This is a genomic window from Nocardioides sp. NPDC047086 (genome assembly GCF_040643685.1).
In the GTDB taxonomy this organism is placed as follows: domain Bacteria; phylum Actinomycetota; class Actinomycetes; order Propionibacteriales; family Nocardioidaceae; genus Nocardioides.
The window spans coordinates 1-23,071 of record NZ_JBEYUV010000026.1 but is presented as its reverse complement, the minus strand read 5'-3'; the positions used below and the strand labels follow the sequence as shown (position 1 = coordinate 23,071).

The following is a 23,071-nucleotide window of genomic DNA, read 5'->3' as shown; positions in this document are numbered from 1 at the left end:
GTTGTTTGGTTTGGCGTGGTAGGCTCGGCGCAGGCGTAAACGTGATGGCCGACCACCTCAACCGAGGCGTGCCCTTCATTCGAGAGACAACGGATGTCGGGTAATCCAGGGGAACCAGGGGCGAGACCGCCGAGCTGCGAGGGTAAGTAATAGCCCGTATCGACGGGCCTCCGAGACCAGCGAATCAACCGGGATTCTGCATCGGCAGAAACCCCTTGAGTTCGTACGTCGGGAGGTGACCGATTCGATGACCGCGTTGCAGCAGCCACAGCATCCTGTGCTGGGGGCCGTGGTTGCGATCACGAACGCTCTTGACGGCGTCGCGGGGGCGAACCCGGTGTTCATGGCCACCGAGCAGAAGGCCGCCACTTTGGTCGAGATCGCCCGGGCCAAGGCGCAGTTGGCTGAGCTCGAGCTGCGGGTGCTCGCGACCGCCGAGGACGTGGCCGCGGACAGTGCGTCGCGGGATGTGGCGGCGTGGTTGCATCACCACACCCGCCAGCGCCCGGAGAACCTGCGCGCCGACCTCCGGCTCGCTGTCGCCTTGGACCGGTCCTACGGGCTGGTCGCGGCCGCGATGAGGGCCGGTGCCTGCAACCCGGCCCAAGCCGCCGTGATCGTCCAGGCACTCGACGACCTCCCCACCGGCCTCGACCCCGAGATCCGGGCCAAGGCCGAAGAGGCCCTGGTCTCCTACGCGACCGAGTTCGACCCCACCCGGCTGTCCCGCGTGGGCCGCCGGATCCTGGACGTGATCGCCCCCGAGATCGCCGAAGCCGAAGACGCCCGACGACTCGCCGCCGAGGAAGCCCACGCCCGGACGAAGACCCGCCTGTCGATGCGGCGCCTGGGGGATGGCACCACCCGGATCACAGCCGTGGTCCCGGACGCGGCGGACCGGCTCGCGGTCAACCTGGAGGCCTTCGCCTCACCCCGCCGCGATGACGGCACCCGCACCGAGACCGGTGACTACCTGCCCTACCCCCGCCGCCTCGGGCTCGCGTTCTGTCAGCTGCTGGAGACCCTCGACCCGGCCCGGCTCCCCATCCACGGCGGCGACGCCACCACCGTGATCGTCACCATCGACCTCGACCAGCTCCGCCACGAAGCCGGCATCGCCCAGATCCTCGGCGGCAGCCCGATCACCGCCGCCGAAGCCCGGCGCCTGGCCTGCACCGCAGGCATCATCCCCGCCGTCCTCGGCGGCGACTCCGAAGTCCTCGACCTCGGCCACAAGGAACGTTTCTTCACCGCCGCCCAACGCCGCGCCCTCCTCCTCAGGTCAGCGACTTGCGAGGCCGAAGGGTGCGACATCCCCGGCACCTGGGCCGAAGCCCACCACTGGGTCGCCTGGGCCCAAGACGGGGCCACCGACCTCGACAACGCCGCCCTGCTCTGCTCCCATCACCACCACCGCGCCCACGACACCACCTACCTCCACGAACGCCTGCCCAGCGGCGAGGTCCGCTTCACCCGACGCACCTAGACCCGACGTACGGTGGCCACCATGAGCGTCATCCCGATCGAGCCGACACCGGAGGGCATCAGACCAGCGGAGGCGGCGGATGCCCCGCGCCTGAAGGGGATAGCGCTTGCGGCCTACGCGAAGTACGTGGAGCGGATCGGGCTCGAGCCGGCGCCGATGGGGGCGGACTACGAGGAGGCGATCGACTCCGCGGTGGTCTGGGTGGCGATGGCTGATGACGACGTCGCCGGCTACGCGGTCACGAGGGACCCAGGGGGCGACGGCGTGCTGCTGGAGAACCTCGCGGTCGCGCCGGGTCATCAGGGGCGGGGGATCGGCCGAGCGCTGATCACTCATGTCGAGTCTCGTGCGAAAGGCCGCGGCGCACTCCATGTCGAGCTGTTCACGCACGAGGCGATGACCGAGAACCGGCGACTCTACGCAGGGTTGGGATATCAGGAGACCGGGTATGCGGTCGAGCGTGGCTACCGTCGTGTGTTCATGAGGAAGACATTGGATGGTTGAGATGCTCGACTCGGTCGGGGTGAAGCGGTACGAGGCTGCGATTCCTACAGCACGGCGCCGGCGTGCAGGATCTCGACGTCGAGTGCTGACAGCTGCTTGATGACCTCATCGCTCGGGTCGGCGTCGGTGATGATGCCGGTGATCTGGCCCCAGGGGAGCACCCGGTAGGGGGAGGCGGTGCCGATCTTCTCCGAGGAGGCGAGGACGTACGTCTCGGCCGCACGCGCGGCGAGGGCGCGCTTCATCGCAGCGTCCTCGGCGTCGCCGGTGGTGAGGCCCGCCTCGGGGTGGACGCCGGTGACACCAATGAGGCAGAGGTCGGCGGAGACGTTCTGGGCTGCTTCGACGGCGGCCGCGCCGCAGGTGACGGCGGAGTGCTTGAAGACCCGGCCGCCGAGGAGGAAGAGGTCGGCGCGGGGGTGCTGCAGGAGAGCCGAGGCGACCGTCGGACTGTTGGTGATGACGGTGCACTCCAGATCTGCGGGGAGTGCCTGCGCGACGGCGAGCGCGGTGTAGTCGGCGAGGGCGGGGGAGACGGGGAGCGCGCCGCCGTAGACCCGCTGGCTCCCGCCATGACGACAGCCAAAGTCGACGCGCGCCCCGGCGTCGAGGTCCCCGACCATCGCGGCCGCACCGGTCTCGACCATGCCGGACGCGACTTGACTCGCAACCCGGACGTCGTGGTCCGAGACGTCGAGCTGACCTCGCAGGGTTGGCACGTGCTCAGGCGCACCACGTTCGACTACCGCCGACGGGACGGGCACTGGGAGAGGCAGCAGCGCGAGACGTACGACCGTGGGAACGGCGCCGTGCTCCTTCCCTACGACGTCGGGCGTGGCACGGTCCTGCTGACGCGGCAGTTCAGATACCCGGCCTACGTCAACGACCATCCTGACGGGCTTCTCATCGAGGCGGCTGCAGGGCTGCTGGATGCCGAGGATCCGGTCACCGCCATCCGCCGGGAGAGCGCCGAGGAGCTCGGCATCGACCTCGCCGACGTCGACCACGTCTTCGACGCCTACATGAGCCCCGGGTCGGTGACCGAACGGCTCCACTTTTTCGCGGCCGGCTACTCGCCAGCCAGTCGCATCGGCGACGGGGGAGGTGTCGCGGAGGAGGGTGAGGACATCGAGGTGCTCGAGCTCGACTTCGCCGAGTCGCTCGCGATGATCCGGGACGGCCAAATCATCGACGGCAAGACGATCATGCTCCTGCAGTGGGCCGCTCTCGACGGACCCTTCGCCCAGGTCAGGAGTCGGCAGGCTTGCGGGTGAAGGTCAGGTGGGTGACGCCGCTGGGTGTCGAGACGGCCTCGATGTCGTAGTCGTTCTCGGTGCCCTCCAGGCCGTCCCAGACGCGTACGCCGCGGCCCAGGACGATCGGCACCTGGACCAGATGCATCAGATCGACGAGACCGGCGGCGACGAAGTCGCGCACCACGGTCGCGCCGCCCCCGATGCGTACGTCCTGACCGTCGGCCGCCCCGAGCGCGGCCTCGAGGGCCTCGGCCGGTGGCGCATCCAGGAAGTGGAAGGTGGTCCCGCCCTCCATCTCCAGCGGTGGCCGCGGCCGATGGGTGAGGACGAAGGTCGGCGAGTGGAACGGTGGGTTGGGGCCCCACCAGCCCTTCCAGTCGCGATCGTCCTGCCATCCCGGCGGCCCGAACTTGTTCGCGCCCATGATCTCGGCGCCGATGCCTTGGCTGTGTCGCTGGGCGAAGGCGTCGTCCGCGCCCGCGCTGCCGGCGAGGTCCCAGTAGCGGGTGGCGAACATCCATTCGTGAAGGCGCTCGCCGGCATGTCCGAACGGCGCCTCGGCCGACTGCGGCTCCCCGGTCGCGAAGCCGTCGAGCGAGATCGAAAGATTGTGGACTCTGGTGAGTGGCATGGGTTCCTCCGTGAACCACGACGACATCGCGATCCGCTCGTCGTCCGGTCGAGCGTACTGCTCGAGGATCAGTCGCGGAGGTGATCGAAGAGGATCTCCAGGGACGCCTGGAGTGCGACCGCCGAGGCTCACCCCGGCCAGTAGGTCCCGGTGGCGAGGTAGGTGACGCCGTTGAGGATCAGGAAGAGGGCCGCCGCGGTCAGCAGACCCGTCATGACGTACGCCGCCGGCCGGGCGGTCCTGCGGGCGAGAGCGACCGCGCGCTGGACCGGGCGGGAGTCCCTTCCGGCGGCGAGGGCGAGCACGACCAGGCACAGCGGGGCCTGGCTGATCAGGAACCATCCGGTGAACACGGCAGCGACGGCCAGCAGGCTCGGCATGCTCGCGCCGATCGTCGCGACGCCGTAGAAGCTGGGGTCGGTCAATGCGCTCACGCCCCAGAAGATGCCCATCAGGCTCATCCCCGTCGGGCCGGCCAGCATCGACGCCTTCGTCCTCTCCGACTTCACGTCGTTGCGGTGCGTCCAGCGTCGAGCGGCCCAGAGGCCGAGGCCGGTGCCGGTGACCAGCTGCGCCACCAGGCGCACCGGGTCCGGGACGCTGAGCAGGTTGCGCAGCCAGGCGACGACGTGCTGGACGGACTCGCCGAGCGCGAGGCCGGTCAGCACGGTGGTGAGCCAGGCCGTCCCGAAGAAGAGCAGGACGACGCGGCGCCGGGCGCCGGTGGCCAGGGCGGGGACGACGACGAGTGCGCCGAACGGGTCCAGGCCGGCGATCCCGAACCCGACGATGCCGCCGATGGCGGCCAGCGGGTTCACGGACGTCTCCCGGGCGAGGCGGGAACGAGCGGGGTGAAGAGCGCCACCAGGTGGGCGACGGCGGCGTTCTGCTCGACAGCGCCCGCCTGGACGGCGGTGACGAGGTTGTCGGCCGCGCCCTGGAACATGGCCAGCAGCGCCGTCTCGTCCCCGGCGGGCACGGCGAACATCTCCCGGCAGAGCCGGGAGAACGACTCGGGCACCTCGAAGAAGTGCTCCTCGACCTCCTCGGTCGCTGTGCGAGCCGCGGAGACCGTGTCGTAGACCGCGCCCGCACCGAGACTGTGGCCGACGTAGGTCCGGGCCAGGACCTCGAGGAGCTCGGCCGGGGTCGCTCCTGCTCGTCGCGCGTCGTCGAGCGCGTCGGCCACGGCCGTCTCGTAGCCGGCCACGACCTGCCGATCCATCCGGGTCAGCAGGTCGGCGAGGGAGTCGAAGAGTCGGTAGGCGATCGGCTTGGAGACGCCGCAGGCCTCGGCCACCCGCGCGAGCGTGACGGCCCGCCCGCCTTCGGCGCGGGCGATCTCCACGCCCGCTGACACCAGCATCTCCCGCCGCTGCGTCGCGGGTACGCGCGTCGCCCGATCCATGGTGTGCCCTTCCTGATGAACAAGTTACTAGTAGTAACGTTACCATCGGTAACAAGAGGTCGCCAACTCGCGATATCCCGGTGCGCCGGGTCGGCCGATGGGGCTGAATAGGCGCATGCCTTCCTCTTCTCGGGTCGTCGTGTGCGGCCCTGCGTCCTGGAACCAGCTGATCGAGCTCGACCGGCTGCCCGAGCCGGTGCCGCACATGCAGTTCGCGCGGCGGGCATGGCACACGGTCGGCGGCACCTCGGCGGGCAAGGCGCTGCATCTGGCCGGGCTCGGCATCGACGTACGTCTGTGGGCTCCTGTCGGCGACGACGAGGACGGCGCGCGGCTGCGGGAGCGGCTCGAGCGGGCCGGTGTCGTCGTCGAGGCCATCGCGAGCGAGCAGACCGAACGGCACGTCAATCTGATGGCGGACGGAGGTGGACGGGTCTCGTTGTACGTCACCACCCCCTCGACCCCGTCCGCGGCGGCGGTCCAGGAGGCGTCGACTGCGGTCGCCGCCGCGGATCTCGCGGTGATCGACCTGAGCGAGCTCGGCCGGATGGTGCTCGAGGCCGTGCCCGCCCGAGGGACGCCGCTGTGGATGGACCTGCACGACTACGACGGGTCATCGTCCTTCCACGAGCCCTTCCTCCGCTCCGCCGCGGGCGTGTTCATGAACGACGACGGCACCGAGGACCCCTGGGGGCTGATGGCCTCGTGTCTCGACCGCGGTCCCGTCCTGGCCGTGTGCACGCTCGGGGCGAAGGGCGCGATCGCGCTCGAGGCCGACGGGACCAGGCACGAGGTCGCCGCGGCACCGGCCACCGTCGTCGACACCAACGGCGCCGGCGACGCCTTCATGGCCGGCTTCCTGGCCGCGCGGCTGCGTACGGAACCGGTGGAGGTCGCGCTCCGCGCCGCCGCCGATCAGGCCCGGCTCGCGATCGAGACCGAGCACCTCCATCCGGCGCTCGGCTGACTACGCCGAACCTGCCGGCTCCCTCGCGATGGGCAACGACCTCCTCCGGCTCAGAACGGGTAGCGCGCGGGCTCACCCCGCATGGTGATCCACCGGGTCTCGGTGAACGCCTCGATGTTCGCCTCGGCGCCACCGAAGCGGGACCCGGTGCCGGACGCGCGGACGCCGCCGAACGGAGCGTTGGCCTCGTCGTTGACGGTCTGGTCGTTGATGTGGACGATCCCCGTCGGGATCTGCTCCGCGACCGCGAGGCCACGCATGACGTCCTTGGTGACGATGCCCAGGGACAGGCCGTACTCGCTCGCCCCCGCGAGCACGATCGCATCCTCGACGGACTCGACCTTGGTGACCGGTGCGACGGGGCCGAAGACCTCTTCCGCGTACGCCGGTGCGGTCAGCGGGACGTCCGCCAGGACGGTGGGCCGGTAGAAGAGGTCCTCGTACGTGCCGCCGGCCGCGATGACGGCGCCGGCATCGGCCGATGCCGTGACCAGGCCGTGGATCTTGTCGCGCTGGCCGGCGTCGATGACGGGGCCGAGAGCGACCTGATCGGTGGCGGGGTCGCCGACCGGTAGCTGGCCGGCCTTCTCGGCGAGGGCCTCGACGAAGTCGTCGTAGATGCCGGCAGCGACCAGGTGCCGGCCGGTCGTCATGCAGATCTGGCCCTGATGGAAGAACGAGCCCCATGCCGCCAGGTTGACGGCCGCCTCGACATCGGCGTCATCGAGGACCAGCAGCGCGGAGTTGCCGCCGAGCTCGAGGTGGGCGCGCTTGAGGTGCCTGCCGGCCAGCTCACCGATGCGCCGGCCGACCCCGGTGGAGCCGGTGAACGAGATGACCCGGATGTGGGGATCCGTGACGAGCGCTTCGCCGACGTCGGCGCCGCCGGGCAGCATCTGGAGGACTCCCGGGGGCAGACCCGCCTCCTCGAAGATGCGGGCCATCAGCGTGCCGCCGGTCACGGCGGTGCGCGGGTCCGGCTTGAGGATGACGGCGTTGCCGAGGGCGAGGGCAGGGGCGACCGAGCGGATGCCGAGGATGATCGGCACGTTGAAGGGGGCGATGACGGTGACCACCCCGGCGGGCATGCGGCGTGCCATCGACAGACGCGGCTGCTCGGATGGGATGACCTCGCCGATCGGGCGGCTCGGGAGGCTGGCGGCCTCGTAGCACTCCTCGGCCGCGACGTGGAGGGCGAACCCGGCCATACCGGGCACGGCGCCGACCTCACGGACGTTCCACCCGGTGATCTCCTCGGCGTGCTGCTGCCACAGGTCGCCGGCGCGCCGCAGGACGGCGGCGCGTTCCGGGTGCGGAAGAGCGGCCCACGCGCGCTGGGCCTCGGCGGCTGCTGCGGCGGCCTCGGCCACATCGGCGGCCGTGGCCAGGCCCATCCTGCCCAGTTCGGCGCCGGTGGCCGGTTCGACTACGGCGTAGTCGCCTCCTCGTCCGGGTTGCCAGGCGCCGGCCTTGAGGATGTTTCCGGACCAGTCGACGGAGTCGAGAACGGACATGGTGTGCTCCTGAGTGTCGGGTGGCTAGTTGTCGGGATGCGCAGGCACCGTCAGCAGCGCCAGGAGGGCGATCACGGCCGCGCCGGCGAAGGCGTAGAAGCCCCACGGGTAGGCGATGCCGGCGGTGAGGAGTGCGCCGCCGAGGAACGGTCCGACGATGGCGCCGACCCGGCCGATGCCGGCGGACATGCCCAGCGCCGTGCCGCGGATACGGGCGGGGTAGAGGTGGCTGACGAACGCGTAGACCAGCACCTGTGCGCTGAAGACGAAGATGCCGGCGGCCAGCACCGCCCCGTACACCAGGAGGCTGTTCTCCATCTTGATCGACAGCAGGGCCAGCATCACCGCGGCGACGCCGAACCAGATCACGACCGTCTGCTTGTTGCCTCGGGCGTCGGAGATCAGGCCCGCCAGGACGAGTCCGATCACCGCCCCGACGTTCAGGGTGAGGAGCAGACCGAGGCCGGCGTCGAGGGAGTAGCCGGCCTCGCCCATGATCGTCGGCAGCCAGGTGTTGAGGCCGTAGACCAGCAGCAGTCCGCAGAACGAAGCCGCCCACAGGCCCAGGCTGACCCACAGCAGGCGGCCGCGTACGACCTCGGAGGGGCGGACCTTCTCGGTCTCGACGGTCTCCAGGTAGGCCTGCGACTCCGGGAGCTTCGCCCACATCACCGGCACCGTCAGCAGTCCGGCGATACCGCCGATCACGAACATCGCCTCCCAGCCCAGGTTCGGGATCACCCACAGCGCCAGCAGCGCGGTGAGCACGGCCCCGACGTGGTAACCGGTCATCATCCGTGTCATGGCGGTGCCGGACCGGCCCTCGCGGGCGTGCTCGCTCATGAACGCCAGCGCCGTCGGCAGGCAGGCGCCCAGGCCCAGGCCGGCCAGGAAGCGCAGCACGATGAACACCGTGGCGTTCGGCGCGAACGCGACCGCCAGCGTGAGCAGTGAGAACAGGGCGATGCTGCTGATCAGCGTACGGCGCCGGCCGAACCGGTCGGCCAGGGGGCCGATCGCCACGGCGCCGATGCCGACCCCGATCAGACCGACGGTGGCCGCCGTGGTCAACGACGCCTTGGTGAATCCGAGCGCGCCGGTATCGGCCAAGGTGGGGATCACCGCGCCGAGCACGACCAGGTCGTACCCGTCGAGGGCCACGGCGAGCCAGCAGAGGACGACCGGCCAGAGGCTTCGGTTGCCGCTGCCGGCGACGGTGGGGGATGTGGTTGCGGACACATTCATGGGACGAACCTACGAGTGGTCGGCCCTGTGAGCATCGACACAGCTTCCATTCAGTGGAAACCGGGTGCAAATTTCTTCAGAGCCGTCGTCCGATCGACTGTGCTGCGACGCGGAGTGCGCCGTACAACCTCTGCTCGCTCCCCTTGAGCGTGGGCACGACCAGGCCGAGGGAGGCGATCACCTCGTCGCCCCGGTGGACCGGGACGGCGATCGAGCAGGCGCCGAGGGTCATCTCCTCGTGGGTGGTCGCGTAGCCCTTGTCGAGGACCTGGCGCAGCTGCCTGCGGAGGACACCGGGCTGGGTGATCGTGTAGGGAGTGACCCGCGTGAGTGCGGTCAGCACCCTGTCCTGGACCTCCTCCGGGGCGTGGGCGAGGAGGACCTTGCCCACCCCTGTGGTGTGCAGCGGCAGGCGGCCGCCGACCTTGCTCACGACCGGGACGGACTGGTTGCCGCGCAGCCGGTCGAGGTAGATCACGTCGGTGTCTTCGCGCACGGCCAGATGCACCGTGGCCAGGGTCGCGCCGTAGAGGTCGTGGAGGAAGGGTTCGGCGACCTGGCGCAGCCCGGTCTCGGCGGGCGCGAGGTGGCCGATGTCCCAGATCCTGCGGCCGATGACGTAGTCGCCGGACGGCAGGCGCTCCAGCGCTCCCCAGCGGAAGAGCTCGCCCAGGAGCCGATGGGTCGTGGCGAGCGGAAGGTCCGCGCGCACGGCGATGTCGCTGAGGGACATCGATCGGTGCTGTTCGTCGAACGCGCTCAGGATCGCCAGCGCCCGGCTGGTCACGCTCGTGCCGGCCTCTCGGCTGTTGCCCGCCATCGTCGTCTGCTCTCACCCCGTCGGATCCGACGCCATCATCCCTCCTCCAGCGGTCGGGCGGGAAAGGCGGCCCCGACGGGGTGACCGGTCCTCAGCCGCCGAAGGCGGGGTGGAGCGGCCTGCCGGCTCCGCCGGACCGGGTGGCCGGCGCCGCCTCGATCGGGTCGAAGGTCCACAACGCGTACGCTCCCGGCCCGACGTGCAGCGTCGAGTTGCCGATGGTCTCGGTGTGCGGCTCCTCGGCCGGCTCGTTGAGGGCGAGGATGATGTTGCGTACCCCCGCCTCCTCGGCCGGCACCGGCAGCAGGCGGATCGTGGTCATGCCGTCGAAGGCGAGAACACCGCCGTTCTTCAGGACCCGGATGGTGATCCCGGCTGCGCGCCACAGCGGCACCATCTTCTCGATGTCGGCGGCGGTCGTGGCGATCTGGACGCCGATGACGTCGCGCATCTGGTGGTCGAGATAGCGGTCGCGGTTGTAGCGGTCGCGGCTGACGTCGCCCTCGTAGGCGGCCGGAGGGAAGGAGAGCCGCGGGTCGTCGAGGAACTCGTCGCGGTATTCCATCGCCCAGGAGAAGAAGGTGTCGTAGGTCGCGGTCGTGTAGGTGACGTCGAACCACGGGATCGGGTTGCCGTCACCGAGATCGGTCACCTGGGTGAACTCGACCGGATCGGTGACGAGTTCGCGCAGGTTGGACGTGGCGACGGCCAGGTCGCCGTCCTGGTCCGCCGAGACGGCGAGCCCGGTGTCACCGGCGACGGCGTCGGGGGCGTCTCCCGGTCCGAAGAACTCCAGGTAGGTCTCCTTGCCGAGCAGGTAGCGACCGGTCCAGGTCGAGCTCCCGTCGTTGCCGGTGTTGATCCGGCGGTCGGCGAACTGCTCCAGGTAGTCGGAGTGCTCGATCGCGTCAGCCGTCTCCCGGTCGACCATCGCCCAGGCGTGGTTGAAGGCCAGGAGCGGGTCCGGGCGCCCCTCCTCGGTAGGGGCTGCCTCCGAAGCGTGGGCGGGGGTGGCCAAGACCCCCGAGGTGATGGCGATTGAGGCGAGCGCGGCCGCGACGAGGCCCGAGAGTGGAGTCCGCATGCGTCCCAGTCTCGGTGACCGAGGCGCTCCTGTCTTCGGAATTCGGCGGCCGGCGGGTTGTACGGTCAGGCGCTGTGGGAAGCGGTTGCCAAGGTGGCACCGAGTCCGATCATCACAACGCCGCCGCCGGCGCCGAGGCCGTCGAGGCGCTTGGGCTTGCGGGCGAACCAGGCCTTGGCACGGCTGGCCGCGAAGACCCAGCCGGAGTCGCAGGCGAAGGCCATCGCCGAGAAGATCGCACCGAGCAGGAGGATCTGCGGAACGGCCGGCGCCGAGGCGTCGATGAACTGGGGCAGGAACGCGAGGTGGAAGACGATCGTCTTCGGGTTCGTCGCGCCGACGATGATGCCGGTGCGGATCGCGCCCCACCCGGTCACTCTGGCAACCTCGCCACCGTCCAGGGCCGTGCGGGCGTCGGCGCGGTGACGGATCGCCTGGATCCCGAGATAGACGACGTACGCAGCGCCGACCAGCTTCACCACCGTGAACGCCGTCGCGGACGCGGCCACGAGCGCGCCGAGCCCGATGGCCACCGCCAGGACCTGGACGAACTGGCCGGATGCGTTGCCACCCACCGACAGCACCGCATCGCGGCGCCCGGCGGTCAGAGCCCGGCCGAGGGCGAAGAGAACGCTCGGGCCCGGGATCAGGATGAAGACGAAAGAGGCCAGCGCGAAGGCGGCGAACTGGTTCAGGGACGGCACGAGTCTGATTCTCCGGCACGGTCGGCCAGACGTACGAACCATTTCTGGCAGGCGAGACGAGGTTCATGCGCCATGGATGATCCGCAAGGCGCTGGGGTGGTCTCGAATGGCTGTCATGAGCAACGTGACGGGCGCAGCGGTGACCGCCGGATCAGGAGCCGTCCTGTTCACGCTCGCCTCGGCGCAGTTCCTGATGACCCTGGACAGCTCGGTCATGAACGTCTCCATCGCAACGGTGGCCGAGGATCTCGACACGACGGTCACCGGGATCCAGACGGCCATCACGCTGTACACGCTGGTGATGGCCAGCCTCATGATCACAGGCGGAAAGGTGGGCCAGCTGCTGGGCACCAAGCGGGCCTTCGCGATCGGCTGCGTCATCTACGGCGTCGGCTCGTCGACGACGGCGCTGGCCCCCAACCTGACCGTGCTGCTCATCGGCTGGTCGTTCCTCGAGGGGGTCGGAGCCGCGCTGATCATGCCGGCGATCGTCTCGCTCGTGGCCACGAACTTCGCTCGGGCCGAGCGACCGCGCGCCTACGGACTGGTGGCGGCGGCGGGCGCGATCGCCGTGGCGGCGGGACCGCTGATCGGCGGACTGCTCACCACGTACGCCTCGTGGCGGTTGGTGTTCGCCGGAGAGGTCCTGATCGTGCTGGGCATCCTGCTCCTGACCAGGAGGATGACGGACGCGCCGGCGGACCCGAGCGCACGCCTCGACCTGGTGGGCACCGTGATGTCGACGCTCGGGCTCGGTCTGGTCGTGTTCGGGATCCTGCGCGCGGGGTCCTGGGGCTTCCTGATCCCGAAGGAGGGTGCGCCGTCGTGGCTCGGCGTCTCACCTGTCCTCTGGCTCGTGATCGCCGGTGGACTCGTGCTCCGGGCGTTCCTGGGATGGGAGCACCGGCGCCAGGATCAGGGGAGGTCAGCGCTGATCGACCCGGCGATCCTCGACAACCGGGTGCTACGTGGCGGCCTGACCTCCTTCTTCTTCCAGTATCTCCTGCAGGCCGGTCTGTTCTTCTCGGTGCCGCTGTTCCTCTCGGTGGCCCTCGGACTGTCCGCGGTCGAGACCGGGGTGCGCATCCTGCCGCTGTCCCTGACCTTGCTGCTCGCCGCTGTCGGCATCCCGAAGCTCTTTCCGGACGCCTCGCCCCGCAGGGTGGTCAGGATCGGGTTCGCCGCCCTCTTTGCCGGCAATGTCTCCCTGCTGGTCTCGCTCGAGGTGGGTGTCGGGCCCGAGGTCGTCACCTGGCCGATGCTGCTGGCCGGTCTCGGCGTGGGCGCGCTGGCCTCGCAGCTGGGCAGCGTCACCGTCTCAGCGGTCCCGGACGAGCAGAGCCCGGAGGTCGGCGGGTTGCAGAACACGGTCACCAACCTGGGCGCGTCGATCGGCACGGCCCTGGCGGGCGCGGTGCTGATTTCCGCCCTGACCTCGTCGTTCCTCACCGGGATCCAGAACAACCCCGACGTCCCCGACAGTCTCTCCTCGACGGCTGCGGTCGACCTTGCCGGGGGAATCCCGTTCGTCCCTGACGACGCGCTGGAGGACGCCTTGGCCGATGCCGGGGTGCCCGACAGTGAGTCGGCCGCGATCGTCGAGGAGAACTCGGCCGCCCGCCTCGACGGACTGCGGGCCGCGCTGTCGGTGCTCGCGCTGATCTCTCTTGTCGCCCTGTTCTTCGCCCGCCGAGTGCCCACCAGGCAACCCGGTGCCGAGCCGGCCGTCTCGAGCGGGACATGACCAACGGCGCCCCCGACACCGGTGAGCCTGCACCGAGAACAAGAAGGTCGGAGTGGTTGCAGACGTTGGGCGCCGTCGTGGGAATGCTCGGCGTCTACTTCGTTGCTCCTTTCGGCCAGGACGACGATCCGTTGCCGCTGGCCGTCGCGATAGTCCTCTCGGTGGGTGTGGTCCTGGTGCTGACCGTCATGGTGTCGCGCAGGATCCTGCGGGTGCTCGACGGCAGTTCGTCGGAAGGGCTTCCCGGCCTCCTCACCGTGCTGGTGCTCGTGGTCGTGGCCTTCTCAGCCGCTTATTTTCTGTTGGCCCGTGCCGAGCCGGGCGAGATGGCGGGACTGGACACGCGGCTCGATTCGCTGTACTTCACGCTCAGCACGACGGTGACGGTCGGCTACGGGGACATCCATCCGGTCGGCCAGGCGGCGCGGGGGATCGCCTGTATCCAGTTCGCGTTCAACGCGATCCTGGTCACCGGGCTCGTACGCGCGATCTTCTACCAGGCGCAGACCAAGAGGGCTCGTGGCTAGCCGGCGCGGGAGGCCTTGATCTGCTCGACGAGGATGTCGCCGTGCCCGGCATGGCGGGCGAGCTCCTGGATCAGGTGAACGTAGACGAACCGCAGCGACACCGGGTTCCCGTTCCAGTCGAACTGCTCGTCCAGATCATGGTCGGCGGCGACCTCGCGGGAACGCTCGCACGCCGCACGGTAGGCCGCCCGGACGGACTCGACGGTGTCCTCCGGCTCCGGCAGGAAGCTCTCCTCGACGGTGTCGGGCAGCCCGATCTCCCGGCGCGGCACCCCGGCGATCCGGGCGTGGAACCACACCTTCTCCACGAAGGTCGCATGCTTGACCAGCGCCAGTGGGGTGGTCAGCGACGGGACCAGCCGCCGTCGCGCCTCCTCGTCGTCGAGGTCCTCGAGGATGCCGGTGATCTCGTCCCGCTGGATGTCGACCATTCCCTCGAGAAGCGCGCGCTCGTCCGCCTGTCCGATCTTCATGCGGGCAGGGTAGCCGGGCGTCCCCCGAGGGCGGGAAGGGCTCAGCAGCGTTCCATGACGTACGCCTCGGCCCGTCGGCGATCCCAGCCGCGCGCCTCGTGGAGGCCGCGAACGAGCATCGTGACGTACGCAGCCGACGGCCGGGTGTGTGGGACCGCATCGAAGCCGTGCGGGGCGGTGAAGGTGAGCATCGGCAGGTCGACGGCGACGTCCTCGACCGGCATGGCCGGCGTGCGGGCCCCGACGTACGACCGCCGCGCGCCCACCGGGCGGCCACCGAGCAGGTAGGTGCCGAGGCGGTCGCGGCACATGTTGGACCCATAGCTGACGTACCAGACCTCGGGGCTCATCGCACGGCAGCGTACCGACCTCGACCCTTGGGCGAATCACGGGTTCCCCAGACCGGCGGAGCGCTGGCTGGCATCATGACCGGCGACCGGTGCGTGCGGATGGAGAGTGTGGTCGCTTGGGCGCTGATATGAGAACCGCAGCGCTGCTGTGTTTGGGTGCGGGACTGATTTTCGGCGCAGGCATGGGAAGCGAGGCGATCGTCGACGCTGTGTCGGTACACGGTCGCGCGAGAGAGTCGGCGCAAGTCTTGTCGGTCAAGGAGAACGACGGAGGTTGCGCGGGCTTCAAGCAGATATCGGACTCCTACGACATCCGCTGGCGGTCCCTGAACGGACCGGACGCTCGTCCTACCATCTTCGAGACCACCGACGGCTGCGACCTGTACCGGGCGGGTGATGTCGTGGAGGTCGTTCGCGTCTACGACGAGACCGGTGCCGTCGAGGTACATGTCGATCCGCCAGCGTCCGAGGCTGAGGCGATCTTGGTTGGCCTACTCGGGGGTGCCGTGGGCGCGATCGGTATGGGCGTCTTTGTTCTGGTGGTGGTTGCCGTCAGATTCTTGCGTCAAGGTCAGCTCCGTCGGCGTGTGCGCCGGCATGGCTCCGCGGTCTGACCGCTCTGTCCACGATCGGACGGTGGTCTAGACCGAAGGTGCCTCTCGTTTCGTCCCTCTCCGACGAGACGGGCTCACGCGTTGAGCGCCGCGAGCACGCCGTCGGCGTACTTCTCCAGCTTCGCCTCGCCGATCCCGCTGATCGTCCCGAGCTCGTCGCGGCTGGCCGGCAGCCGGGTGGCGATCTCGCGGAGCGTGGCGTCGTGGAAGACGACGTAGGCAGGCACACCCTGCTCCTTGGCGACCTCGCCGCGCCAGGCCCGCAGCCGCTCGAAGACCTCGGTGGCCTCCGGGGAGAGGTCGGCGGCGGCCACCTTCGGCTTCCGCTCCCCGGAGCCGCTGCGACGAGCCTGTCGCGGCGGCTCCTTGCGGAGCATCAGCTGCTGCTCGCCGCGGAGCACGGGGCCGGCCGGTTCAGCGACCGAGAAGACGCCGTAGCGGGTGTCGACGGCGAGCATCTCCCGGGCCAGCAGCTGCCGGATGACGGAGTGCCAGTCGCTCTCGGCGACGTCGGTGCCGATCCCGAAGACCGAGAGCTCGTCGTGGCGGAACTGGCGGACCTTCTCGGTCTCCTTGCCGCGCAGGATGTCGACGATCTGCCCGGCCCCGAAGCGCTGTCCGTTGCGCTCGCGGTCGAGCCGGATGACGGTGGAGAGGACCTTCTGGGCGGGCACGGTGCCGTCCCAGGACTCCGGCGCGGTCAGGCAGGTGTCGCAGTTGCCGCACGGCTCGGCGGTCTGCCCGAAGTAGCGCAGCAGCTGCACCCGCCGGCAGTCGACGGTCTCGCACAGCGCCAGCATCGCGTTGAGGTGCTGGCCGAGCCGGTGCTTGTGGGCCCGGTCGCCCTCGGAGGTCTCGATCATCTGCCGCTGCTGGACGACGTCGGCCAAGCCGTAGGCCAGCCACGCGGTCGAGGGCTGTCCGTCACGTCCGGCGCGGCCGGTCTCCTGGTAGTAGCCCTCGACCGACTTGGGCAGGTCGAGATGGGCCACGAAGCGTACGTCCGGCTTGTCGATCCCCATCCCGAAGGCGATGGTGGCGACCATGACGATGCCGTCCTCGCGCAGGAAGCGGGACTGGTTCTGCGCGCGGGTGCGGGCGTCGAGACCCGCGTGGTAGGGCAGCGCAGGGATGCCGGCGCCGACCAGGGTCGCGGCGGTGCGCTCGACCGAGTTGCGCGAGAGGCAGTAGACGATGCCGGCCTCGCCGGGATGCTCCGTGCGGATCAGGTCGAGGAGCTGCTTGGCCGGCTTGTCCTTCGGCGCGATCCGGTACTGGATGTTGGGCCGGTCGAAGGAGGCCACGAAGTGGCGGGCGTCCTCGAGGTCGAGCCGCTGCGCGATCTCGCGGCGGGTCTCCGCGGTGGCGGTCGCGGTCAGCGCGATCCGCGGCACCTCGGGCCAGCGCTCGTGCAGATGGGAGAGCTGCAGGTAGTCGGGCCGGAAGTCGTGGCCCCACTGGGAGACACAGTGGGCCTCGTCGATCGCGAAGAGCGAGATCTTGGCCTGGTCGAGCAGCCTACTGGTCTCGGGCACCCGTAGCCGCTCGGGCGCGAGATAGAGCAGGTCGAGCTCGCCGGTGAGCAGCGCCTGCTCCACCTGCTGCCGCTCGTGGGGCATCTGGGTCGAGTTGAGGAACCCGGCGCGCACCCCGAGCGCGGAGAGCGCGTCCACCTGGTCCTGCATCAGCGCGATCAGCGGCGAGATGACCACCCCGGTCCCTGCCCTCACCAGGGACGGGATCTGGTAGCACAGCGACTTCCCGCCACCGGTCGGCATCAGCACCAGCGCGTCGCCGCCGGTCGCCACGTGCGCGACGATCTCGGCCTGGTCGCCGCGGAACTCGTCGTAGCCGAAGACGCGGCGCAGGACATCCAGCTCCGGGGTCAGTTCGCTCACGTCGGTGACCCTACCGGCCGCCACCGACGGTCCTCCTCAGGCCGAGATCCTGTCCCGGGTGACGGTGGCCTTTCCGGCATCGGTCGAGCCGTGGGCGCGTTCGAGCGCGGCACCCTCGACGTCGACGTTCGGCAGGATGCGGTCGAGCCACTTCGGCAGCCACCACGCCGAGCGGCCGAGCAGGTGCATCAGTGCCGGCATCAGCAGCATCCGGACGATGAAGGCGTCCAGCAGCACCCCGAGCGCGAGCCCGAAGCCCATCGAGCGGATCATCACCGACTCGGCGAAGACGAACCCGCCGAAGACGGAGACCATGATCAGGCCGGCCGCGATCACCACCGAACGCCCGGCCCGGAAGCCCTGGGCGACGGCGATGCGGGCGGGTGCCCCGTGGACGTACGCCTCCCTCATGCCGGAGGCGAGGAACAGCTGGTAGTCCATCGCCAGGCCGAAGAGGATCCCGACGAGCAGGATGGGCAGGAAGCTCAGGATGGGGCCGGTGCTGTCGATGCCGATCCACTCGGCCCCGATGCCCTTCTGGAAGACCGCGACCACGACGCCGTACGTCGCCAGCAGCGAGAGCACGAAGCCACCGGTCGCGATGAGCGGGACCAGGAGGGAGCGGAAGACCAGGATCAGGATCAGCAGCGAGAGACCGACGACGACGGCGAGGTAGGGGAGGAGTACGTCGTTGAGCCCCTGCGACACGTCGATCGCGACGGCGGTGGCGCCGGCGACGCCGAGCGTGATGTCGCCGTTGACCGCAGGCATGTCCCGGATCGCGTTGACCAGCTCGTTGGTCGAGACGCTGTTGGGGCCCTCCTCGGGGATGACCTGGAAGGCCGCCGTGCGACCGTCCTCGGAGACCGCGGCCGGAGCCACGGCGCGTACGTCATCGAGGTCTGCCAGCGCCTTGGCGACGGTCAGCTGGGCTCGCTGGACGCCGGACTCGTTGAGGCCCTCGGGCAGCTCGGCGGCGACGAGCAGCGGGCCGTTGGCGCCGGCGCCGAAGCTGTCCTCGGTGATCGTGTAGGCGGTCTTGGCCAGGGAGCCCTCGGGCTCGGAGCCACCGTCGGGCAGGCCGAGTCGCATGTCGAGAGCGGGGACCGCGAGGGCGAGCAGGGCGACCACGGAGGCGACGACCGTGACCAGCGCGCGCCAGGTGGGCATCGGCTTGGCGTGGGCCTCCGCGGCGTCCTGCTTCGCGACCTTCTTGCGGGCACGCTTGGAGACGATGCGCCCACCGACGAGGCCGAGGATGGCCGGGGTCAGGGTGATCGCGACCAGGACGGCGATCGCGACGCAGGCGGCGCCGACCGAGCCCATCAGGCCGAGGAACGGGATCCCGGTCATGTTGAGGGCGACCAGTGCCACGATCACGGTGGAGCCGGCGAAGACGACGGCGGTGCCGGCGGTGCCGTTGGCGAGCGCGATCGACTCGGTGACGTCGGAGCCGTGGAGCAGCTGCTTGCGGTGCCGGTTGAGGATGAACAGCGAGTAGTCGATGCCGACGGCGAGGCCGAGCATCAGGCCCAGGATGGGGGTCATCGAGGCCATCTGCACGACGCCGGAGAGGGAGAGCGCGCCGAGCGCACCGATGCCGACGCCGGTCAGCGCGGTGACCAGCGGCACGCCGGCGCCGATGATCGTGCCGAGCATGACCAGCAGGACGACGGCGGCGACGCCGACGCCGACGATCTCGCCCGGGCCCACCGGGTTGGGGGTCTCCTGGGAGATGTCGGAGGAGACCCCGATCTCGACCCCCTCGATCGGGTTGTCGGTGAAGTGGTCGACCGTGGCCTTCTTGGTCTCCTCGGACATCTCCAGACGTCCGACGGAGTAGGCGACGTTGACCAGGGCGGCCGAACCGTCCGCGGAGACCATCCGGATCTCCTCGGAGAGCTCGAGCAGCTCGGCGCCGTTCTCGGCCTTGGCGGTGTTGGCCTCGAGGTCGGCGGCGCTGTCGTCGAGCTTCGCCTGCTGCTTGTCGATGGCGGCCTGCTGCTTGTCGATCTGTGTGGTCGGCATCCCGGCGGCCTGCAGCTGGGTGCGGGCCTTGTCGATGTCGGCCTGTGCCTTGTCGAGCTTGGCCTGGGCGCTGTCGAGCTGGCTCCGGCCTGCCTCGAGCCTGGCCTGGCCCGCGGTGACCTTCTCGGCCTGCGCCGCGCGCTGGGCCTCGGTCTGGAAGGGGTCGGTGACCGCGGCGACGTCGGGGAGGTCCTCGGCGCTGGTGATCAGCGCCCGGATCTCCTGCTTCTGGGTTGCGCTGAGCGGGGTGCCGTCCTCGGTCTGGAAGGCGATCGTGCCGGAGCCGCCGGCCAGGTCGGGCAGCCCTTCCTGGAGCTCGTCGACCACCTCGGAGGAGGGCAGCCCCGGGATGTCGAAGCTGGTGGTGAGCTCGCCGGACCAGGCGACGTACGCCCCGGCGGCGCCGGACAGCGCCAGCACCCAGGCAAGGATCACGAGCCAGGCGCGGCGCGCGGCCGACTTGCCCAATCGGTACAACAGCTCCGCCATGGCGGCATCCCTCCGGTAATTCGCAACGGTGCGTCCAGTTAATCATCTGTACGCCGAGGGACAAGGGCTGCTGAGCGAGTGATGGGTCACACCTGTGCCGTGGCCATGAGATGCCGCGGGCTCCTAGGATGCCGTTCATGCCAGCGTCAGCAGGAGTGCGTCGTCGAGGTGCCGTACGCAGCGAGGAGGCTCGCATGGCGGTCCTCGACGCGACCGGGCGGCTCTTCGCCGAGAAGGGGTATGACCACCTCACCATCGAGGGCATCGCGGCCGAGGCGGGTGTCTCCAAGCAGACGATCTACCGCTGGTGGTCCTCGAAGAGCGCGGTCGTCGCCGACGCCCTGATCGAGGATCTGCTGCTGCCGGACCATCCGGTCGTACCGGACACCGGGGACATCCGCGCCGACCTGATCGCCTGGATGCAGAGCCTCATCGACCTCGTCGCCCAGCCCGGCAACGACAGCCTCGTCCGCTCGCTCGTTGCGGCCGCTTGCGAGAACCCCGCCATCGGCGCCCGCCTCAACGACGCCCTCGGCATCACCGCCACGGTCTCCACCCGTATCGAGGCCGCCGTCGCCGCCGGCCAGCTGCCCGCCGACCTGCCGGTCAAGGAGTTCGTACGTGCCCTGGTCGGTGGGTTCGTGCTGCACTCCCTCGAGCGCACCGAGCCCGCTCCGGACGTTGCCGAGCGCCTGGTGCGCGCGCTGTTGCACTGAGTCGTTCTTTACCCAAGAAAGAGGGGGTAGAGCCCCTCGGCTCGGGGCTACGGTGGAAGGTATGCCGAAGGTGCCCCCGCCCGTCTATGTCGCCGTGGGCCTGGTCGCCCAGCATCTGCTCGCTCCGGATCGCCGCCCGACCGCCGTCCGGTCCGTCGCGGCCGGTCTCCTCACCGCCGGCTCGGTCTATGTCGTGGGCGCCGCCGCCCGTGCGTTCAAGCACAAGGACACCAGCTTCGACCCGCTCGAGCCGGAGCGGGCGACCGCGGTCGTCACCGACGGGCCGTTCCGCTACACCCGCAACCCGATGTACGTCGGCATGGCAGGTCTCCTCGCCGCCCACGCCGTCCTCCGCGGTGGCTGGCTCCCGCTCGTCCCCGTCGCGGCCTTCGTCGCCGTCATCGACCGCACCCAGATCCCCGCGGAGGAGCATGCCCTGTCGTGGAGCTTCGGCGAGGCGTACGACTCCTACCGGAGCAGCACGCCCCGCTGGCTCGGCCCGCCCCGGGATGCCGCGCGTGGCTGAGCTCCTCCACACGGTCCTGGACACCACCGACGTACGCCGCCTCGCCGAGTTCTACCGCCAGCTCCTCGGTCTGGTCTACCGCCCCGGGGACGAGGTGCCCGGTGACGACGACTGGCTCGTCCTCACCTGGCCCGACGGGCGTCGTGCGCTCGCGTTCAACCTCGTCGACTCGTCCGAGATGGCACCGTCCGACTGGCCTGCTCCTGGGGCCGTCAAGCACATGCATCTCGACACCGTTGTCGGGTCCGTCGCGGAGCTCGACGCTGAGCATGCTCGTGTGCTGGGGTTGGGGGCTTCGCTCCGGCTCGACCGGTCCGATGATCCTGAGGAGCCTCTGCGTGCCTATGCGGATCCTGCGGGGCACATCTTCTGCATCTTCGTGGGCTGAATCTTTGGGGTGGTCGAGTTTGTCTCGACCACCCCACCCCGCTCCCACCCCGCTGGTCGAGCCGCCGGAGCCGCTAGGCGGAGGCGTGTCGAGACCAACACGGTTCCTCGGCGGATCGAGCTTGCCGAGAACTCCCTGCCGGGACGTTTCGCCCGGAGGGCTGGCCTGGGCCGCCGACCCGTTCTTTGAGGGTGTTCTCGACGGTCCCCGGAGTCAAGGACGGCCTACGGCCGCCGGCTTCGCCGGCCGCTTCGCGGTCCTGGACACCGGGGCCCGTCGAGAAAAACTTGGCTGGCTATCGGGGCGGCGGCCCGGGTGTGGCGCAGCATCATCACTCCGCGGAACAGATGATGTGGGTGGGGTGTGAGGGGTGGCCCTTCGGGCCACTTACCATCCACAGGAACGATGCCGTTCGCTCACCGCGAGAACAGGGTTTGAACAGGGAAAATAGATGGCCACGGGAGTGGTTGAGGCGTAGAATCAGACCCATCACAACACCTCACTGAGGGGAGGAAATGGCGATGAGTCTCGAACCCGAGATCAACCACTGGGGCACCGAACCCAGCGACCCGATCGACGCCGAACTGGCGGCCATCGAATCCTCCCTGAACCGACTGCTGACCCGAGACCCCGTCTACTGGCGCACCAGCCAGAAAAAGACCCGCCTGGCCCAGATCGAAAAACTCCAGACCATGCAGGCCGCGCTCAAGCTCCGCGTGCTGGCGTCTGCTGGTGATATCGCTGAGGAGACTGGCGCGAAGGATGCCTCGGGGTGGATGCGGGCCGAGCTGTTGGTCGACAGGGGTGTGGCCCGTTCCCAGCTCAAACTGGCCGCCGTCGTAGCCAAGTACGACCTGGTGGTTGCTGGGTTGGCTGAGGGGGTGGTGTCTCAAGACAAGGCCCAGGTGATCACCCAGGCCCTGGACGCCATCGCGACGGACCCTGCAGTTAGTGCTGAGGATCTGGTCCTGGCGGAGAAGCTGCTGGTGGACGAGGCGAGCGAGTTGACCGCGAACCAGCTCAAGATCGTCGGACGCCGGATCCTGGCGAAGGTCGACCCGGAACGCTTCGAAGCCGCCGAGGCCAAGGCGCTGCAGCGGGAAGAGGAGCGCGCCCAACGGCGCACCTTCTTCTCCTCTCACGACAACGGCGACGGCACCATCGACCTCCACGCGAGGGTCTCCCGCGCCGTCGGGATGCGGCTGCGCACCATCTTGGAGTCCCTGGCCCAGCCGAGGAAGTTGACCGTGGAGAACCGGGGCCGCAAGGCCCCCTACGACCGGCTCCTGGGCCAGGCCTTCGCCCGGGTCATCGAGACCTACGACGTCGAGAACTTGCCCCGGCACGGTGGCCACGGGACCACGGTGTTCATCACGATGAGCATCGACCAGCTCCGTGCCGACCTCGGCACCGCCGCGTTGGGGTTCGACGGCGAGCAGATCACCGCCGCCGAAGCCCGCAAGATGGCCTGCAACGCCAACCTGATCCCGGTGGTGCTGGGCACCGACTCTGAGATCCTCGACCTCGGCCGCACCGCCCGCCTGGCCTACCCAGTCCAACACCGAGCCCTGCGACTCCGGGACAAGTGCTGCCAAGCCGAAGACTGATTCGCCCTGGGTTTCGTTCCGACATCTTTGACAGGATTGGGAACGATGCCGAAGAAGTACTCCTCCGAGATGCGTGAGCGGGCGTTGCGGAT

Annotated in this window: 24 protein-coding genes; 11 read left to right on the top strand and 13 right to left on the bottom strand. The window is 69.7% G+C overall.

What is annotated here, in order from left to right:
- Window positions 1–289: 289 nt before the first annotated feature.
- Together ABZ796_RS18415 and ABZ796_RS18410 are read left to right on the top strand one after the other, a co-directional pair.
- The gene (locus ABZ796_RS18415; RefSeq protein WP_357338739.1) at window positions 290–1,486 is read left to right on the top strand and encodes a DUF222 domain-containing protein; all 1,197 of its coding nucleotides are present in this window, start codon (window positions 290–292) and stop codon (window positions 1,484–1,486) included.
- Window positions 1,487–1,507: 21 nt separating this feature from the next.
- A complete protein-coding gene (locus ABZ796_RS18410) occupies window positions 1,508–1,990 on the top strand; it encodes a GNAT family N-acetyltransferase (protein WP_357338738.1) in 483 nt (160 codons plus the stop codon).
- 44 nt (window positions 1,991–2,034) lie between these two features.
- On the opposite strand, the gene ABZ796_RS18405 is transcribed toward ABZ796_RS18410, so the two are convergent.
- Window positions 2,035–2,709: a DeoR family transcriptional regulator gene (locus tag ABZ796_RS18405; RefSeq protein WP_357338737.1), complete on the bottom strand. Its 675-nt coding sequence runs from the start codon at window positions 2,707–2,709 to the stop codon at window positions 2,035–2,037.
- Here ABZ796_RS18405 and ABZ796_RS18400 point away from each other — a divergent pair, their 5' ends adjacent.
- Window positions 2,710–3,264, top strand: a complete 555-nt coding sequence (locus ABZ796_RS18400) for an NUDIX domain-containing protein (RefSeq protein WP_357338735.1) — start codon at window positions 2,710–2,712, stop codon at window positions 3,262–3,264.
- Here ABZ796_RS18400 and ABZ796_RS18395 read toward each other — a convergent pair.
- From ABZ796_RS18395 to ABZ796_RS18385, 3 genes are all read right to left on the bottom strand, one after another.
- Window positions 3,239–3,877 carry a dihydrofolate reductase family protein gene (locus tag ABZ796_RS18395; RefSeq protein ID WP_357338734.1) on the bottom strand — a complete coding sequence of 213 codons (639 nt, stop codon included), beginning with the start codon at window positions 3,875–3,877 and terminating at the stop codon, window positions 3,239–3,241. The genes ABZ796_RS18400 and ABZ796_RS18395 overlap by 26 nt on opposite strands.
- A 128-nt stretch (window positions 3,878–4,005) precedes the next feature.
- A complete protein-coding gene (locus tag ABZ796_RS18390) occupies window positions 4,006–4,695 on the bottom strand; it encodes a hypothetical protein (protein ID WP_357338733.1) in 690 nt (229 codons plus the stop codon).
- On the bottom strand, window positions 4,692–5,285 hold the full coding sequence (locus tag ABZ796_RS18385; protein ID WP_357338732.1) for a TetR/AcrR family transcriptional regulator: 594 nt from the start codon (window positions 5,283–5,285) through the stop codon (window positions 4,692–4,694). Before ABZ796_RS18385 ends, ABZ796_RS18390 begins: the two co-directional genes overlap by 4 nt.
- Before the next feature lie 115 nt (window positions 5,286–5,400).
- On the opposite strand from ABZ796_RS18385, the gene ABZ796_RS18380 reads away from it, so the two are divergent.
- Window positions 5,401–6,252, top strand: coding sequence for a PfkB family carbohydrate kinase (locus tag ABZ796_RS18380; protein WP_357338731.1), 852 nt, complete (start codon window positions 5,401–5,403; stop codon window positions 6,250–6,252).
- Window positions 6,253–6,302: 50 nt separating this feature from the next.
- Here the strand turns inward: ABZ796_RS18380 and ABZ796_RS18375 are convergent, their stop codons facing one another.
- The 5 genes from ABZ796_RS18375 to ABZ796_RS18355 all read right to left on the bottom strand — a co-directional run bounded on the left by ABZ796_RS18375 (window position 6,303) and on the right by ABZ796_RS18355 (window position 11,619).
- Complete coding sequence (locus ABZ796_RS18375) at window positions 6,303–7,766, bottom strand: benzaldehyde dehydrogenase (RefSeq protein ID WP_357338730.1); 1,464 nt, start codon at window positions 7,764–7,766, stop codon at window positions 6,303–6,305.
- Between the two features lie 24 nt (window positions 7,767–7,790).
- Window positions 7,791–9,011, bottom strand: a complete 1,221-nt coding sequence (locus tag ABZ796_RS18370) for an aromatic acid/H+ symport family MFS transporter (protein WP_357338729.1) — start codon at window positions 9,009–9,011, stop codon at window positions 7,791–7,793.
- Between the two features lie 76 nt (window positions 9,012–9,087).
- Entirely contained in the window at window positions 9,088–9,831 is a 744-nt protein-coding gene (locus ABZ796_RS18365) for an IclR family transcriptional regulator (RefSeq protein WP_357338728.1), read from the bottom strand.
- 91 nt (window positions 9,832–9,922) lie between these two features.
- Window positions 9,923–10,915 (bottom strand): DUF5829 family protein, encoded by a 993-nt coding sequence (locus ABZ796_RS18360; protein WP_357338727.1) that lies wholly within the window; start codon window positions 10,913–10,915, stop codon window positions 9,923–9,925.
- A gap of 65 nt (window positions 10,916–10,980) precedes the next feature.
- Window positions 10,981–11,619: a LysE family translocator gene (locus tag ABZ796_RS18355; protein WP_357338726.1), complete on the bottom strand. Its 639-nt coding sequence runs from the start codon at window positions 11,617–11,619 to the stop codon at window positions 10,981–10,983.
- Between the two features lie 115 nt (window positions 11,620–11,734).
- Here ABZ796_RS18355 and ABZ796_RS18350 point away from each other — a divergent pair, with 115 nt between their 5' ends.
- Both ABZ796_RS18350 and ABZ796_RS18345 read left to right on the top strand, forming a co-directional pair.
- The gene (locus tag ABZ796_RS18350) at window positions 11,735–13,363 is read left to right on the top strand and encodes an MFS transporter (RefSeq protein ID WP_357338725.1); all 1,629 of its coding nucleotides are present in this window, start codon (window positions 11,735–11,737) and stop codon (window positions 13,361–13,363) included.
- An 83-nt stretch (window positions 13,364–13,446) separates the two neighbouring features.
- On the top strand, window positions 13,447–13,890 hold the full coding sequence (locus ABZ796_RS18345) for a potassium channel family protein (protein ID WP_357338724.1): 444 nt from the start codon (window positions 13,447–13,449) through the stop codon (window positions 13,888–13,890).
- Here ABZ796_RS18345 and ABZ796_RS18340 read toward each other — a convergent pair.
- Both ABZ796_RS18340 and ABZ796_RS18335 read right to left on the bottom strand, forming a co-directional pair.
- Window positions 13,887–14,363 (bottom strand): DinB family protein, encoded by a 477-nt coding sequence (locus ABZ796_RS18340; RefSeq protein WP_357338723.1) that lies wholly within the window; start codon window positions 14,361–14,363, stop codon window positions 13,887–13,889. The genes ABZ796_RS18345 and ABZ796_RS18340 overlap by 4 nt on opposite strands.
- Before the next feature lie 41 nt (window positions 14,364–14,404).
- Window positions 14,405–14,713, bottom strand: coding sequence for a hypothetical protein (locus ABZ796_RS18335; protein WP_357338722.1), 309 nt, complete (start codon window positions 14,711–14,713; stop codon window positions 14,405–14,407).
- A 128-nt stretch (window positions 14,714–14,841) separates the two neighbouring features.
- Here ABZ796_RS18335 and ABZ796_RS18330 point away from each other — a divergent pair, with 128 nt between their 5' ends.
- On the top strand, window positions 14,842–15,327 hold the full coding sequence (locus tag ABZ796_RS18330) for a hypothetical protein (protein WP_357338721.1): 486 nt from the start codon (window positions 14,842–14,844) through the stop codon (window positions 15,325–15,327).
- Between the two features lie 74 nt (window positions 15,328–15,401).
- Here the strand turns inward: ABZ796_RS18330 and recQ are convergent, their stop codons facing one another.
- Window positions 15,402–17,225 carry a DNA helicase RecQ gene (gene recQ / locus ABZ796_RS18325; protein WP_357338720.1) on the bottom strand — a complete coding sequence of 608 codons (1,824 nt, stop codon included), beginning with the start codon at window positions 17,223–17,225 and terminating at the stop codon, window positions 15,402–15,404.
- 36 nt (window positions 17,226–17,261) lie between these two features.
- The gene (locus ABZ796_RS18320) at window positions 17,262–19,742 is read right to left on the bottom strand and encodes an MMPL family transporter (protein ID WP_357338719.1); all 2,481 of its coding nucleotides are present in this window, start codon (window positions 19,740–19,742) and stop codon (window positions 17,262–17,264) included.
- 137 nt (window positions 19,743–19,879) lie between these two features.
- Between ABZ796_RS18320 and ABZ796_RS18315 the strand changes: the two genes are divergently transcribed.
- The 4 genes from ABZ796_RS18315 (at window position 19,880) to ABZ796_RS18300 (ending at window position 22,979) form a co-directional block, all read left to right on the top strand.
- Window positions 19,880–20,458: a TetR/AcrR family transcriptional regulator gene (locus tag ABZ796_RS18315; protein ID WP_357338717.1), complete on the top strand. Its 579-nt coding sequence runs from the start codon at window positions 19,880–19,882 to the stop codon at window positions 20,456–20,458.
- 61 nt (window positions 20,459–20,519) lie between these two features.
- Window positions 20,520–20,984 carry an isoprenylcysteine carboxylmethyltransferase family protein gene (locus ABZ796_RS18310; protein ID WP_357338715.1) on the top strand — a complete coding sequence of 155 codons (465 nt, stop codon included), beginning with the start codon at window positions 20,520–20,522 and terminating at the stop codon, window positions 20,982–20,984.
- Window positions 20,968–21,372 carry a VOC family protein gene (locus tag ABZ796_RS18305; protein WP_357338714.1) on the top strand — a complete coding sequence of 135 codons (405 nt, stop codon included), beginning with the start codon at window positions 20,968–20,970 and terminating at the stop codon, window positions 21,370–21,372. Before ABZ796_RS18310 ends, ABZ796_RS18305 begins: the two co-directional genes overlap by 17 nt.
- Window positions 21,373–21,893: 521 nt before the next feature.
- Window positions 21,894–22,979, top strand: a complete 1,086-nt coding sequence (locus ABZ796_RS18300; RefSeq protein WP_357338712.1) for a DUF222 domain-containing protein — start codon at window positions 21,894–21,896, stop codon at window positions 22,977–22,979.
- Window positions 22,980–23,071 lie beyond the last annotated feature (92 nt).